This is a genomic window from Cypionkella sp. PAMC25878 (genome assembly GCF_058135695.1).
Genome location: NZ_CM176871.1, coordinates 1,721,838 through 1,735,161, shown reverse-complemented (window position 1 = coordinate 1,735,161; position 13,324 = coordinate 1,721,838). Strand labels below are relative to the sequence as shown.

General features: G+C 58.6%; 15 protein-coding genes and 2 tRNA genes. 6 read left to right on the top strand and 11 right to left on the bottom strand.

The window, feature by feature from the left end:
- Positions 1-113: 113 nt before the first annotated feature.
- Positions 114-959: a hypothetical protein gene (locus ACS5RD_RS08220; protein WP_489930772.1), complete on the bottom strand. Its 846-nt coding sequence runs from the start codon at positions 957-959 to the stop codon at positions 114-116.
- Positions 960-1,221: 262 nt separating this feature from the next.
- Here ACS5RD_RS08220 and ACS5RD_RS08215 point away from each other — a divergent pair.
- Positions 1,222-1,311 (top strand) — tRNA-Ser (locus ACS5RD_RS08215).
- 175 nt (positions 1,312-1,486) lie between these two features.
- Positions 1,487-2,758: a tyrosine-type recombinase/integrase gene (locus tag ACS5RD_RS08210; protein ID WP_489930771.1), complete on the top strand. Its 1,272-nt coding sequence runs from the start codon at positions 1,487-1,489 to the stop codon at positions 2,756-2,758.
- A gap of 6 nt (positions 2,759-2,764) precedes the next feature.
- On the opposite strand, the gene ACS5RD_RS08205 is transcribed toward ACS5RD_RS08210, so the two are convergent.
- The 7 genes from ACS5RD_RS08205 to ACS5RD_RS08175 form a co-directional block, all read right to left on the bottom strand.
- Positions 2,765-2,842: transfer RNA gene (locus tag ACS5RD_RS08205), tRNA-Met, on the bottom strand.
- A gap of 164 nt (positions 2,843-3,006) precedes the next feature.
- Positions 3,007-3,210, bottom strand: a complete 204-nt coding sequence (locus tag ACS5RD_RS08200) for a KTSC domain-containing protein (RefSeq protein WP_489930770.1) — start codon at positions 3,208-3,210, stop codon at positions 3,007-3,009.
- Positions 3,197-3,688: a hypothetical protein gene (locus ACS5RD_RS08195; RefSeq protein ID WP_489930769.1), complete on the bottom strand. Its 492-nt coding sequence runs from the start codon at positions 3,686-3,688 to the stop codon at positions 3,197-3,199. The genes ACS5RD_RS08200 and ACS5RD_RS08195 overlap by 14 nt, the downstream gene beginning before the upstream one ends.
- The gene (locus tag ACS5RD_RS08190) at positions 3,688-4,047 is read right to left on the bottom strand and encodes a hypothetical protein (RefSeq protein WP_489930768.1); all 360 of its coding nucleotides are present in this window, start codon (positions 4,045-4,047) and stop codon (positions 3,688-3,690) included. The genes ACS5RD_RS08195 and ACS5RD_RS08190 overlap by 1 nt, the downstream gene beginning before the upstream one ends.
- Before the next feature lie 148 nt (positions 4,048-4,195).
- The gene (locus ACS5RD_RS08185; protein ID WP_489930767.1) at positions 4,196-4,633 is read right to left on the bottom strand and encodes an ASCH domain-containing protein; all 438 of its coding nucleotides are present in this window, start codon (positions 4,631-4,633) and stop codon (positions 4,196-4,198) included.
- The gene (locus ACS5RD_RS08180; RefSeq protein WP_489930766.1) at positions 4,630-4,869 is read right to left on the bottom strand and encodes a hypothetical protein; all 240 of its coding nucleotides are present in this window, start codon (positions 4,867-4,869) and stop codon (positions 4,630-4,632) included. The genes ACS5RD_RS08185 and ACS5RD_RS08180 overlap by 4 nt, the downstream gene beginning before the upstream one ends.
- Positions 4,866-5,237 (bottom strand): hypothetical protein, encoded by a 372-nt coding sequence (locus ACS5RD_RS08175; protein ID WP_489930765.1) that lies wholly within the window; start codon positions 5,235-5,237, stop codon positions 4,866-4,868. Before ACS5RD_RS08175 ends, ACS5RD_RS08180 begins: the two co-directional genes overlap by 4 nt.
- 232 nt (positions 5,238-5,469) lie before the next feature.
- Here ACS5RD_RS08175 and ACS5RD_RS08170 point away from each other — a divergent pair.
- Both ACS5RD_RS08170 and ACS5RD_RS08165 read left to right on the top strand, forming a co-directional pair.
- Positions 5,470-6,227, top strand: a protein-coding gene (locus tag ACS5RD_RS08170) for an IS5 family transposase (RefSeq protein WP_489927796.1) whose coding sequence is annotated in 2 segments (ribosomal slippage) — positions 5,470-5,788 and positions 5,788-6,227 — 759 coding nt in all. Because the reading frame shifts where the segments join, the coding sequence is not laid out codon by codon here.
- A 228-nt stretch (positions 6,228-6,455) separates the two neighbouring features.
- Positions 6,456-6,989: an ABC transporter substrate-binding protein gene (locus tag ACS5RD_RS08165; RefSeq protein ID WP_489930764.1), complete on the top strand. Its 534-nt coding sequence runs from the start codon at positions 6,456-6,458 to the stop codon at positions 6,987-6,989.
- Here ACS5RD_RS08165 and ACS5RD_RS08160 read toward each other — a convergent pair.
- Positions 6,920-7,677 (bottom strand): IS5 family transposase gene (locus ACS5RD_RS08160; protein ID WP_489927796.1). Its coding sequence is split into 2 segments (ribosomal slippage): positions 6,920-7,359 and positions 7,359-7,677, totalling 759 coding nucleotides; the frame shifts between segments, so codons are not numbered across the junction. The two genes, ACS5RD_RS08165 and ACS5RD_RS08160, sit on opposite strands and share 70 nt — an antisense overlap.
- Before the next feature lie 136 nt (positions 7,678-7,813).
- Here ACS5RD_RS08160 and ACS5RD_RS08155 point away from each other — a divergent pair.
- Positions 7,814-8,797 carry a nucleoside hydrolase gene (locus tag ACS5RD_RS08155; RefSeq protein WP_489930763.1) on the top strand — a complete coding sequence of 328 codons (984 nt, stop codon included), beginning with the start codon at positions 7,814-7,816 and terminating at the stop codon, positions 8,795-8,797.
- 511 nt (positions 8,798-9,308) lie between these two features.
- On the opposite strand, the gene ACS5RD_RS08150 is transcribed toward ACS5RD_RS08155, so the two are convergent.
- The gene (locus ACS5RD_RS08150) at positions 9,309-9,710 is read right to left on the bottom strand and encodes a GtrA domain-containing protein (protein ID WP_054005367.1); all 402 of its coding nucleotides are present in this window, start codon (positions 9,708-9,710) and stop codon (positions 9,309-9,311) included.
- The gene (locus ACS5RD_RS08145; protein ID WP_489930762.1) at positions 9,707-11,491 is read right to left on the bottom strand and encodes a hypothetical protein; all 1,785 of its coding nucleotides are present in this window, start codon (positions 11,489-11,491) and stop codon (positions 9,707-9,709) included. The genes ACS5RD_RS08150 and ACS5RD_RS08145 overlap by 4 nt, the downstream gene beginning before the upstream one ends.
- Positions 11,492-11,746: 255 nt before the next feature.
- Between ACS5RD_RS08145 and ACS5RD_RS08140 the strand changes: the two genes are divergently transcribed.
- The gene (locus ACS5RD_RS08140) at positions 11,747-12,937 is read left to right on the top strand and encodes a glycosyltransferase family 2 protein (RefSeq protein WP_489930761.1); all 1,191 of its coding nucleotides are present in this window, start codon (positions 11,747-11,749) and stop codon (positions 12,935-12,937) included.
- Positions 12,938-13,324: the final 387 nt, after the last annotated feature.

Sequence of the window (13,324 nt, the reverse complement as noted above, 5' to 3'; positions counted from 1 at the left end):
CCCGCCTCGGACAGCGCGCCCCTATGGGCGTCATGAATTAAAGACCCGACGAGATTCGCACCTCGCCGGGATGCGCGCTTATGCTGCGGGTCGGGCGTGGTGTCAAGCGGCGGTTAGATGTCTTGCCCTGCCATCAGACGCCCCGCCGATTGGCCGAGTTCTTTCGAGACTTGCACGAACATCGCGTCAAAGGCTGTGAACATCGCCCGGTTGGCTTTTTGCCCGGCGGGGGTTTCTGAGAAGGCGATGTATTTGCCAAGCTCTTTGTCGCTGAGCGGTTGGTAGGCCAGCATCAGGAACGGGAACAGCCATTCGGTGGTATCGCGGCGCACATCGGCTTCCTGCGACCAGACTTCCGCCAGCATATCATCTTCGGGCATCGGTTCGGGGAAGGCTCCGGCCGCGTTCATGCCACGGTAGAAGGCCAGATTGCCGTTCAAAGCGCCCATGACGTTTGATTCCACGAGATCGTTGATCTCGGCAAAGCGGTTGATTTGTTTTGCACGGTGGGTTTTGGCGTTCAGCGCCTTGCCCCAGAGTTTGGCGGCGGCCTCGGTGGCCTTGTCATCGAGCAGGGTTTTGCGGGCATCAATCTCCAGCGCCAGAATGTGCTGACCGAGCGGGGTACCGAAGAACGCGCGCATGGCGTTCTGGGTGGCGGGATCGTTTTCCAGCGCTGTGGTCAGGGCTGTGTCGAAGATCTGGTGCAGGCGCGTGGTGTCATAGACGCGGCTGACCACGACGTCCCAAGCGGCCCCATCTTGGCCGGGGAACAGATCCGCCTCCATATCCTTGCCATTGGCGAGGCCCTCGGTGCGCATCACTGCGATCAGGGCGTCGATCTTGAGGGTCTGGGTGAGGGTTGAGATATCGGGCTGGATGGCCTGCGTCTGCGCGTAGGATGGCAGCACAGTGGCAGGAAGGGCAAGGCAAAGCGAGAGCAGGAGGGGGCGCAGCATAACGGGCCTTTCACGGCGGATTGCGGCCATAGCTACGGTGTTGCAGCAGGACTGCCAAGGGTGCGGCGGACACGGATTGGTGAGCAAGCGGGGCTTTGCTTGTCACACCCGCCGACCCGCAAGGTCAGAGTGCAAGACCACTTGCCCGACGCAAGAAAGCGCCAATGACAGGGCCAGTCCGCAAAGTCTTTGCGCACCGCGATGAAATCGGGGTTGCAAGCCCCGCGCGACCCCGCTAAATCCCCGCCACGATCCCTACCGCGGAGAGGTGGCAGAGTGGTCGAATGCGGCGGTCTCGAAAACCGTTGTCGGTTTGCGCCGACCCAGGGTTCGAATCCCTGTCTCTCCGCCAGATTGTATCCCATCCGATATATACGAGCCCAGCAAAACAAGGCTTTTGCGCGCTTTTTCTGCTGGATAGGTATCGTATCCGCCATATTTGCTACCGTTTTTGCTACCACTTCACCCGCCGTTTTCGGTAGCAATAATCGCTTGCTGGTTGGCCGATACTGCGGCAAGCATGGCCCATGACGATCATTCAGCGCGGCAAATTCTTCTATTTGAAACGGGCGACTCCCCGGCGATACGCTGGCGCCGAGCCGCGCAAGCAGGTCTGGATCAGCCTGAAAACAGACAGTGCAATCACAGCCTCGCGCCGATCACTTACCGCATGGGATCAAGCACTTCTGCGCTGGGAGGCGATGCTGAACGGCTCCACGCTGGACGACGACAACGCCCGCTATGATGCCGCAAAAGAGGTGGCACGGGCGCACGGCTTCCGCTTCATGTCCTCGGACAGAATCGCGCAGCTTCCGATGGATGAAATCGTGTCTCGGATCGAGGCCACCTTGACCCCGGCTGGTGAAATCAACCCCGCCCTGATGCCCGGCATCCTTGGCACCGCACAGCCGCCCAAGGTCACACTGAGCCGCGCGCTGCAAATCTACTGGCAGATCGCGCAGGACAAAGAACAGGGCAAAAGCGAGGACCAGATCAGGCGCGCGCAAAACCCGCGCAAGAAGGCCTTCAAGAACCTGATCGACCATACCGGCGATGCCGCGCTCAACGATCTTACCGCCGACGACATGCTTGGTTTCCGCGATTGGTGGTGGGCCAAGATCACAGATGAAGAACTGACGCCGAACAGCGCCAACAAAGACTTCGCCTACATCGCTTCGACCCTGCGGCTGGTGAACAAGATGAAGCGGCTCGGCCTGCAACTGCCGCTCGACGGCCTCAACTTTGCCGATCCCGACAAGGTTTCCCGCGCGCCGTTCAGTGAGACTTGGATCAAAGAGAAAATCCTTGCGCCCGGCGCACTGGATGGGCTGAACACCGAGGCGCGGTGCATCCTTCTGGGCATGGTCAACACGGGATACCGCCCCAGCGAGGCGCAAGGGCTGCGCGCCGTCGACATAAGGCTCGACACCAACCTCCCGCACATCAGCATCGAGCCGGTCGGCCGCACGCTTAAGAACGCATCATCGCGCCGGATCATCCCGCTGGCGGGCGTCAGCTTGGAAGCCTTCAGGGCGAGTCCAGGTGGATTCCCGCGCTATGCGGGCAAGGCCGGGCTCTCGGCCACGGTGAACAAGTATTTGCGCGAGAACGGGCTGATGCAAACCGAGGCGCATAGCCTCTACGGGCTGCGCCACAGCTTCGAGGACCGCTTGCTTGACCGTGGGGTCGATGAACGCATCAGGCGCGACCTGATGGGCCATGCGTTGAGCCGGGAACGCTATGGCCAAGGGGCCAGCCCGGAGAAGCTAGCCGCAATCGTGCAATCTATCGCGCTCTGAAGGATTTGGTTGCGGGGGCAGGATTTGAACCTGCGACCTTCGGGATATGACCCCGACGCGCTATCCGGCTGCGCCACCCCGACAACAGTTGACCGTCTCTCCGGTCTGTCACGGCATACGCCTTCCGTCCACGGCATCCGCCTGTTGCTTTCGGGCTGCAATCTGCGCTTTTCAACGGCGCTTCTATCAGACCTTGGCACTTTGGGATTTCTGGAACTTATAGAGAACACTCACCGTTGGCAAGCACGCTATTTCTTCGGCTTGCGATGGGGGTATGCTGCCTTGATGCTGGCATTATAGAACCGGCCCGCCGACTCTGCCGCCATCATCTTCTTATGGGTTTCAGGGGGCACATTGTCGTGGTGGTAGGTTTTACCGCCGTGCAGAGTGACGGTCAAAGTCCCGTCCTTGTAATCGACGTGGCTGAACATTTTGGATTTAACTTCTGGCATGGGGTTCTCCTTGCTTTCCCGGTTTAGTGTCGTGGGTCGGTGGCCCTGCTGCGCTGAACAGATCGCTGACAGCGGCACGATCCCGCGCGCGGGCGGCGATGCCAGCCCTGCGCATGGGCATGTCGTAGATGTTGTGGCACCGCTGGCACCACGCTTTCAGGTTGTCGTCTGCGCAGTTTTCCGGCGTGTGATCGAGGTGCGCGACGGTCAGTATCACCTTGACTGGACGAGCATAGGAAACCGCATCCTCGTTGGTGTCAGGCACCATAGCCCCCGTCTCGGCGCTGAACCCGTCCATGTAAACGGTATCCGAGTCGAGACGCCAGATCGGGCCAGCGGCGCTTACCCCGCGCCGAATGAGTTGACCGTTGGGACACCCACATTTCTCGCACTTCTGTCCCGCCTGATCACGGATTCGCTGGGAAATTTCCGGCCAGTCCTTCGGATAGCGCGCCTTGTTTTCCTCACGAATGGGCATCACCTCACCATGCCAGCATCCAGCCGATCCATCAGCACAGGCTTGCCTATGATCTCTGCGATGATCTTCCCCGCCCGCGCCAAGGCGAGATTGTCCGCATCGCGCGCGCCATTTGTGTCTTGCAGCATCACCAGCAGCCGGGCCAGCGTCACCACCTCGACGGCGCGTATGCGTGTATCATCGCCGTCATTCCGCACCTGTTTGCTCAAGTGCTGGCCTGTGCGCCAATCCACGCCATGAGGCGCGACTTCCTTAAAAACAACCTCCGTAAACTCGATGTGCGGCACGCGGTTATGGAATACCGCTGCCCGCTGGCCCTCTGCCTCAATATCGCGACGGCGATCAAACTCTTTGCTCATGGTATCATTCTCTCTTTCCTAATTGGCTTGCCGGTTGCGATGGTGTTGTCCCCTGTGCGAACCGACAACATGCCGTGCATGTCAGTGGGCAGGCTATGGCGCCGCGTGCCATCTATGATTTCGCCGCGCAAAGAGAGTGCTAAATCGCTCATGTCACCACCAGATTGTTGCGCCAGTCGAAGAAACCCAAAGCCCCTTTGACCGGGGTGAAATCGACCGGCTGCACGTTGCGCAGCACGAAGCCATAGCGACCCTGAAACCACGGGCTTGTGCTGGCCTCGACGCAATCCACGATTTCAGCGGTGCCGATGATGCCGCCGCGATAGGCGTCAACGCCTCTGGTTGCGTCCCGCCGCATCATGCGATCCACCATCGACATTGGCAGTGTGTCGTCTATGAAATCCATAGCGTCACCCCATTCACCGTTTGTCATGCCCTTGGCGGCGTGGATGCAGATCGGCCCGCGTTGCTTGGTCGCCCAAGAGCGGTTCTCGATATCTTTCCCGGCGTTGATGATCGCCCAAGCCCACGGCTGGCGTATCGAGAGAGCGAGTGGTGGAAGCGCAGCGGTCTGTGGGGGGGTCATCGGGCATATCCAATCTCATCAAGCCAGCAATCCAACGCGCCGGAAAGCCCGTCTGTTATCGCGGCGTTGTAGCCTTTTTGGTATTCCGTGGGGTGATCTGTCGGAACGGTAATTTCCGCCAAATCCTTATCTGTGAGTTTCCAATTTTCCGCGCAGAACGCCGCAAATTCTCGCAGCTTGGCGTAAAATAATTCCCGCACCTCAGTTTCAAGATCAAGGGATACAGGCGCACTCACAGCGCACCCCCTTTCGTGCGGGCGTGGATGGCGGCGGCAGAAGCGCGGTAATATGTCCCTCCGTGATCTTCATAAATGCCGGATACGATGCGCCTTGCTTCAGCCAGTGGTAAAATCCACGCCTCGGAAAAGTGCAGGGTGTAGCCGTGCCCGTCCGGTTTCCAGATGCCGTTTTGCGTGCGCAGGTGAACCATTGCGCATTCCCAAGCCCGCGCCTTTTTGGATATGGGGTAGCGGCGCAAATACTTCTCGGTGATGCTTTCGCCGGTTTCTTCGCGGCCTGTATGTTCACGCAAAGCCGCCTCCACCGCCTTCTCTACGGCAGCGGTATGATCTGAAGCAGTCAGCAGTTGGCCGGATGCGATCATTGCAGCATGGTATTTCTTAAGGCTCTCATGGACGCCGTGATGCACAAAGCGTGCATGGGCGCAGGGCTGATCTACCGTCGCGAAAAACGAAGTGCGATAAATGCCAAAGCCGCCTTCGAAATCAGCCTCTGCCCAAATCTCATCGGGCCATTCGATTTCAGCCGCGACTAGGGTCAGGACCTATTGATTTTGCAACGCAGCCGTGATTCAGGCTCCGCAAGGAGACTGAGCAATGAGCAACCTTTACTGGCTGACGGACGAGCAGATGGCTCGACTTAAACCCTTCTTTCCCAAGAGCCACGGGGTGCCGCGTGTCGATGATCGTCGGGTCTTGAGCGGCATTATCTTCATCAATCGCAATGGCTTGCGTTGGTCTGACGCGCCGAAGGAATACGGCCCGGCGAAGACGCTTTACAACCGTTGGAAGCGATGGGGCGACATGGGCGTCTTTGCCCGGATGATGGAAGGGTTGGCCTCCGAGGCGGCGGTCCCGAAGACGGTGATGATCGACGCGACCTATCTCAAGGCGCACCGCACGGCTTCAAGCCTTGGGGTGAAAAAGGGGGGCGCGGTCGTCTGATTGGCCGGACCAAAGGTGGCATGAATACCAAACTGCATGCCGTCACTGACGAAAACGGCCGACCGATCCGCTTCTTCATGACCGCAGGTCAGGTCAGCGATTACACCGGCGCTGCGGCCTTACTGGGCAGCTTACCCAAAGCGACGTGGCTGCTGGCTGACCGGGGTTATGACGCCGACTGGTTCCGAGACGCCCTGAAAAACAAGGGGATCACGCCTTGCATCCCCGGCCGGAAGTCACGCGCGAAGCCTGTCAAATACGATAAACGCCGATACAAACGCCGCAATCGGATTGAGATCATGTTTGGCCGTCTCAAAGACTGGCGGCGGGTGGCAACACGTTACGACAGATGCCCAAAAGTCTTCCTCTCCGCCGTCGCTCTCGCCGCAACCGTCTTGTTCTGGCTTTGACGATCAATGAGTCTGGACCCTAGCGACGCTTGCTTACCCAAAACCAAGGACTCTGATGCCGCAATACTCTATGTTGACAGCGATTGAGTCATGCATGTTGCGCAATGCAGCCGAGTCGATGCTGGGTGCCCTCCTGATCGGTCTCAAGCCATGTATCAGCCGATCCCGCCCCTGAACTGCAAAAAGCCACGCCAGATGGCGCATTCCCCAACAGCCAGAGAGACAAATATGACAATCAATCACAAATTGCTGGATATTTTGCGTCGTGGACGCAACGAACACGAGAACCATCTGATTGACGGTGTGGTGCGCGAGGCGGTCAGCCGTCGCGAGTTTCTGCGCTATGGCTCGGTGCTTGGCCTGTCGGCACCCCTGCTGGGTGGGATTTCGGGTGCGTTGGGCTTCGGCCTTGCCCCGGTTGCTGCCCGCGCTGGCACGCCGGGCGGCACCATACGCTTTGGTCATATTGTGCCTGCGGGGGCGATCAATCCGGTGACGATTGCGGATCCCGGCGGCGTGACCATCTTGTCGCAATTCGCAGAGGCGCTCGTGCTTTCGGCACCGGATTTGTCGGCTGTGCCGCTGCTGGCAGAAAGCTGGGCACCAAACAGCGATGGCACAGTCTGGACGTTCAAACTGCGCCAGAACGTCAAATTCCATAACGGCAAGCTAGGGTCCAGACTCATTGATCGTCAAAGCCAGAACAAGACGGTTGCGGCGAGAGCGACGGCGGAGAGGAAGACTTTTGGGCATCTGTCGTAACGTGTTGCCACCCGCCGCCAGTCTTTGAGACGGCCAAACATGATCTCAATCCGATTGCGGCGTTTGTATCGGCGTTTATCGTATTTGACAGGCTTCGCGCGTGACTTCCGGCCGGGGATGCAAGGCGTGATCCCCTTGTTTTTCAGGGCGTCTCGGAACCAGTCGGCGTCATAACCCCGGTCAGCCAGCAGCCACGTCGCTTTGGGTAAGCTGCCCAGTAAGGCCGCAGCGCCGGTGTAATCGCTGACCTGACCTGCGGTCATGAAGAAGCGGATCGGTCGGCCGTTTTCGTCAGTGACGGCATGCAGTTTGGTATTCATGCCACCTTTGGTCCGGCCAATCAGACGACCGCGCCCCCCTTTTTCACCCCAAGGCTTGAAGCCGTGCGGTGCGCCTTGAGATAGGTCGCGTCGATCATCACCGTCTTCGGGACCGCCGCCTCGGAGGCCAACCCTTCCATCATCCGGGCAAAGACGCCCATGTCGCCCCATCGCTTCCAACGGTTGTAAAGCGTCTTCGCCGGGCCGTATTCCTTCGGCGCGTCAGACCAACGCAAGCCATTGCGATTGATGAAGATAATGCCGCTCAAGACCCGACGATCATCGACACGCGGCACCCCGTGGCTCTTGGGAAAGAAGGGTTTAAGTCGAGCCATCTGCTCGTCCGTCAGCCAGTAAAGGTTGCTCATTGCTCAGTCTCCTTGCGGAGCCTGAATCACGGCTGCGTTGCAAAATCAATAGGTCCTGACCCTAAAGACGCAGGCTTCGACAAGTTGGCAAAATCTTAGCCTGACTTAGAAAATATAAGTCAAAAGCCGCAACTGCATGCTTTCGTTTCGGCGCAAAGTGTCGAAATCTGCACAGGATGGCGCGACGAAACGGGCCAAAATCCAGAAAGGCCGCACGTTGCAAAAGATCATCATAGATTGTGATCCGGGTATAGATGATGCCGTCGCGATCTTTCTGGCGTTGGCTGCGCGCGATGATATCGAGGTACTTGGCATTACCTGCGTCAAAGGCAATGTCGGGCTGGACAAGACATACCGCAACGCGCAGCGGATTTGTGCGGCGGCGGGTCGGCTGGATATCCCGGTGCTGCGAGGCATTTCGCGTCCAATCCTTGCGCCAGCAGATCTTGCCGCCTCGGTGCATGGGGTGGATGGCTTGGGCGATATTGGTCTGCCGCTGCCCGATGATTTCCCAGAAACCAAGACCCATGCGGTCGATTTTATCCGGCAACAGGTCGAGAAATACCCCGGCGAGGTGGTGGTGTGCGCCATTGGACCGCTGACGAATGTGGCGGTGGCGCTGCTGTTTGACTCGCTATTGGGGAAAAAGCTGCGCTCCATCGTCTTTATGGGCGGGGCCGCTTATTGCCCAGGCAATATGAACGATTTCGCCGAGTTCAATTTCATGGTTGACCCACATGCCGCCGAGATTGTGCTACAATCCGGGGCACAACTGGTGATGTTCGGTTTGGATGTGACGCAACAGACCCGGATCGAGGAACTCCATTTAGCACGCCTACGGCAGAACGGAAACGTCTGCTCCGACATCGTAGAACGGCTGTTGACCGCATATGCCAAGGGGGATCAGCATTTGCACGACCCGTGCGTCGTTGCGTGGTTGATCGAACCGTCTATTTTTTCGGGAACACAAAGTCGGGTCAGAATCGTGACCGAGCCCGGACCGCAGTTTGGACGATCAATGGCAAACATCGACCCGCATGGAAATTGCCTCGTCATGATGCAAGTGGACCAGCAAAGGCTGTTCTCCATTCTGCTATCAAAACTTGCGCAATGGCCTTAGGGAAATCTCCAAGATCACTCGGCGGGCCGGTCGTTGCGGCGCGAACGAATGGCCGCAGTTCGACGTTGCTGCGGTCGTCATGCCGCGCCTCGGTCAGGCCGTTTTCCGCTCCGCCTGATGATCAAAGCCGGAAATGTTGCACGGTTGGCAAACAACCGCTCCAGCTTGATGCTGTATCTGCTCTGCCGAGACGCCGTCAGGCTGCTTACCGCCCATCTTGTGAATCTCACTGGTCAGACACGATTGGCCCTTAGCTGCCGGTCGAGGCGAAGGCCAAGAATAAGCATGGGCACGCGGGCGGCGGAATCGGCATATTCGGGGAAGGTTTGGCCCAAAAAGGCTTCTCGATACTGCGCACGTCGGACCTGAAGAACAAGCCAGATAGCACCTAGGTAGAAGGCCAATGCCGCGCTATGGCCTCAAACAACTCCGGCCATCATCAGAACTTCCTCGACGTAGAGGGGCTGCGCTTTGCGGCCCTGTTGTTTTGAGCAGAAGACTCAGGGTTTCTTCATCTTTTTCCTTGGCCTGCGAAAATCACAAAGCGGTTGATGACAAAGCTTGCTACTGCGGCCGAGGCCGAGGTGATCAAAAACAACCCGACATCGAGCCAGAACCGATGAGATACCAGCCGCGTGGTGATGAAAGAGACCGCGCTCAGGCTGGCGATCTGGGTCAGGGTATAGAGCACAAAGGCCGATTTGTGTGTCGTCTCAGCGCCAAAGGCAAAGTGCTTGTGCGACAGGAAGGCCAAGGGAATACACAGGATATAGACCGCCACCGATGTTGCAAAGGCCGGGGTTGCTGCAAAGCGGATCAGCCCTGCGGTGACAAAGGAATAGATCAGGCTGAAGCTGCCCCCGACGAAGAGAAAGCGCAGAAGGCTGCTCTGGCTCAGCGCCCGCCAATTCATTGCGAGGCCGCAGTCGGATTAGCGATCACCTCGAAAACCGCGAAATCCTTGCCTGGAAAGTCGATCTGGCGCAGGCCCGCGACCGTTTTTCCGGCCAACAGCGCCTTTGGCACCGCTTCATAGGTGCCATAAGACGCATCGCGGCACAGCACCACATAGTTCGCGCCGGTCTTGGCCAAGGCCTTTTCCATATTTGCCTCGGTGTAGAAAGCGAACTCGCCATTCCAAAAGGCGTCAGCGCTGCGGTGATAGGGTGCGGTCAGCGCGTAGTGATGCGTCAGGCTGATCAGGGGCGCGCCGAAGTTGAGCCGCGTCAGGATGCGCGCCTTGGGAAGTTGATCAAGCTCTTGCATGACCGCCTTAGTGCGGCACCGATCGTCGAGCATCTTGTTCACCTGGGCACCGTCTGCGTCGAGGCCCGTGACCATGCGCGAGATCGCCCGCCCGTTCCAATAGATATCGGCTGGCATCAGGATCACGCCGGCGCTGAGCCCGATCAAGACCGCACGCCGCGGGCTTGGGTTTTGTTGCCAGCCCTGGATAAGGCAGTTGATGACATAGCCAACCAGAAAGGGAAAACCGGCAGCGGTCAGCACTAACATGCGTACCTGGTAGAACATGCCCACCACGCCGACAAAGACCAGCGCGATGATCTGAACAACCGCCTCGGATTCCGCGCCCGAGGCTTTGCGAAACCGCAAGAGGCACAGCGATATCGCAAAGAGGACAGCGACGATCTGCGGGGCCACCTCGGCATAAAACTGGAAGGGGCGCAGCAGGAACACTGTCACCGCGCTCTGGGCCTCGGATATATTGTTGCGGATGAGGTTTTGCACCTCGAGCGGCAACGCGCCGTAAGGGCCGGCAAGGCAAGGCTGAATCAGCGACCAGAACAGCCACTGACCGCCAAGCACAATCGCTGCGGTCGCGGCCAGCCGCGCCCATGGCGAGGGCAGCCAGCGGGCCGCCGCAATCGGGATCATACAGGCAGCAGCGGAAATCATAATCAGCGACAGCACAGGCGTGGCCATCGCATCGCAATAGGGCACAAACCAGTGCGACGGGGCCGTCTGGCCCAGAAAGCCAAGAATAGAGACCACCAGCAGGCTGCTGCAAAACCCGATCAACTTACGCCCGGCACCCGGGCGGTAAAAGCTGGCGCGGATGGTCAGCATCGCGCCCGCAAGCACGATCAGCACCAACATCTCCAGCCCCACAACCAAGGAACAGGCCGCCGCCGCCCCGCCAATCAGCCCAGCGCGCAGCGGACGCACGGGCCAGATCAGCGCATAGGCCAGAATGGTGGTTATCAGGATCTGCACATTATGGTGGTCAATATGCCCCGGCGCAAAATGACGGTTGAAAAGCGGCAGCCAAACCATCGTGCTTAAAATCGCAACGCTGGCCGCGTTGGGCCCCAAAATCTTGCGTGTGCCGCAGCCGGTCAGCAAAACCATCGCGACAAGCAGCATCGAGGGCCAGACCACAAGCGTCAGATTCTCGGCTTGGTTCATCGGCATGAACAGATGAAACAGCGATATAATGCCGCCAATGCCGAGGTCGACAAAGCGCGACCAATGCATCGGAATGCCCTCGGGCGGAAGGACGCGGTACTGCGTCATGTCAAACCAGCTTTGACCATTCAGCCAATCGCGAACTGACAGAAGGCGCATCATGTCGTCGTTGTCGGCGCTGTAAAAGACATCCTGGATTGACGGATAGCTCTGCACCGCGCGTACGATCACAAAGACGATCGCCAAAAGGGTTGCGACTTTAAACATCGTTTCGGCGCGGGATGTGGGGTTTGCGGCCATGTTCCTGCTTTGATCTGTTTATTTGTTTTTTCCGTCATGGCTTTTTTTGCAAGCTTTTGCAATTCAGCGCGCAAGACGCGCAAAAATATCCCCGCCACGTTGCAGGAATGGGTCATGAAAATTCACGATCCTCGCCGCTATGTCGCCCCATTCCAGCAGCACTCTTTTGACAACAAATTCAAAGTTCGGCTCTGGTCCGTACTGATTCGAGAGGCTTTTGCGATGACCGAATTGACCATCTTGATGCCTTGCCTCAACGAGGCAGAAACGCTCGAGGCCTGCATCGTCAAGGCCACGGATTATCTGGCGCGCTCTGGCATTAAGGGCGAGGTGCTGATTTCGGACAACGGCTCTACCGATGGCAGCCAAGAGATTGCGCTCCGGCTGGGCGCTCGGGTGGTGAATGCTTCGCAAAAGGGCTATGGTGCTGCGCTGATCGCAGGGATCAATGACGCCCGCGGCAAGTTCATCATCATGGGCGACAGCGATGATTCCTATGACTTTTCCCGCCTTGACCCCTTTGTCGAGGCGCTGCGGAGCGGCGCGGATCTCGTGATGGGCAACCGCTTTAAGGGCGGCATCTCCAAGAATGCAATGCCGCCGCTGCACCGCTATTTGGGCAATCCGGTGCTCTCAACAATCGGGCGGGTGCTCTATCAAGCGCCGATCGGCGATTTCCACTGCGGGCTGCGAGGCTTTTCGCGCAAGGCGATCCTGGGGCTGGAGCTGGACACGCCTGGCATGCAGTTTGCTTCCGAGATGGTGATCAAGGCGACTCTTCTGGGTTTGAGGATCAAGGAGGTGCCAACCACCCTCAGCCCCGATGGCCGCTCGCGCCCGCCCCATCTGCGCAGCTGGCGCGATGGCTGGCTGCATCTGAAGCTGCTGCTGACCTTTGCGCCCTATTGGCTGTTTCTCTACCCGGGGCTGTTGTTGCTGCTGACCGGCACTCTAACCTTCGGGACACTGCTGTTCGGTCCGGTCCATATCGGCGGCGCGAACTTTGACGTGGCAACGCTGATCCTAGCCTCGGCACTGATCCTCATCGGCTATCAGATGAGCTGTTTCTCGGCGCTGGCCAAGCTCTTTGCGGTGCGTTTTGGACTCTTGCCGCAATCGCCCCGCTTTAGCCGGATCGCGGCAAAGATTTCGGTCGACAGTGCATGTATCCTTGGCGGGATCTTCCTGCTGGTCTCGATGCTGACCGCGATTGCTTCGGTGCTCTTCTGGGCCAATGCGGGCTTTGGCGATCTGAATGCGGGGATAATTGCGCGGCCCGCCGCCTTTACTGTGGTGACGGCCTCCTTGGGCGTGCAGACCATTACGAGCGGATTTATGTGGGGACTATTATCGCAAAGCGTCAAGAGTCTGGCGCAACAGCCCAAACTGCCGCTGATCGCCGCAGTTGGTTGAGATCTGCCAAATTGAACCCGCATCTTGCCCGGCGCGTTGGCGACCGGGCTTTTTGCTTTTCCGCGCAACCCGATCGCAGGAAATGCTCTCCCCCTCTGTTCCTTTGCGACCAGCTCTTCTTATAGGCAGCAATGTTCGACGAGCCCCCTTCTGGATGCCCGCCGTTCCCCTACTGTCCCTGAGCTGAATAGATGGGGTGGTTGCCGTCCAGCTCCCTTTCGGTGGGGCGTGTGTATGGCATGATCAGGTCTTGGTATCATAGCGCTCGGGGGAGGACGGTCTATGGAGGATTTTATTATCGGGGTGGATCTGGCAAAACACATTTTCCAGCTCCACGGCGCAACTGGATCTGGTGAGCTCCTTTTCCGCAAGAGGCTGACGCGGGAT

Bases quoted from the DNA above. Each gene is read 5' to 3' on its own strand.
- ACS5RD_RS08220 (WP_489930772.1), bottom strand. From the start codon at position 959: ATGCTGCGCCCCCTCCTGCTCTCGCTTTGCCTTGCCCTTCCTGCCACT.
- ACS5RD_RS08210 (WP_489930771.1), top strand. From the start codon at position 1,487: ATGACGATCATTCAGCGCGGCAAATTCTTCTATTTGAAACGGGCGACT.
- ACS5RD_RS08200 (WP_489930770.1), bottom strand. From the start codon at position 3,210: ATGCCAGAAGTTAAATCCAAAATGTTCAGCCACGTCGATTACAAGGAC.
- ACS5RD_RS08195 (WP_489930769.1), bottom strand. From the start codon at position 3,688: ATGCCCATTCGTGAGGAAAACAAGGCGCGCTATCCGAAGGACTGGCCG.
- ACS5RD_RS08190 (WP_489930768.1), bottom strand. From the start codon at position 4,047: ATGAGCAAAGAGTTTGATCGCCGTCGCGATATTGAGGCAGAGGGCCAG.
- ACS5RD_RS08185 (WP_489930767.1), bottom strand. From the start codon at position 4,633: ATGACCCCCCCACAGACCGCTGCGCTTCCACCACTCGCTCTCTCGATA.
- ACS5RD_RS08175 (WP_489930765.1), bottom strand. From the start codon at position 5,237: ATGATCGCATCCGGCCAACTGCTGACTGCTTCAGATCATACCGCTGCC.
- ACS5RD_RS08165 (WP_489930764.1), top strand. From the start codon at position 6,456: ATGACAATCAATCACAAATTGCTGGATATTTTGCGTCGTGGACGCAAC.
- ACS5RD_RS08155 (WP_489930763.1), top strand. From the start codon at position 7,814: ATGCTTTCGTTTCGGCGCAAAGTGTCGAAATCTGCACAGGATGGCGCG.
- ACS5RD_RS08150 (WP_054005367.1), bottom strand. From the start codon at position 9,710: ATGAATTGGCGGGCGCTGAGCCAGAGCAGCCTTCTGCGCTTTCTCTTC.
- ACS5RD_RS08145 (WP_489930762.1), bottom strand. From the start codon at position 11,491: ATGTTTAAAGTCGCAACCCTTTTGGCGATCGTCTTTGTGATCGTACGC.
- ACS5RD_RS08140 (WP_489930761.1), top strand. From the start codon at position 11,747: ATGACCGAATTGACCATCTTGATGCCTTGCCTCAACGAGGCAGAAACG.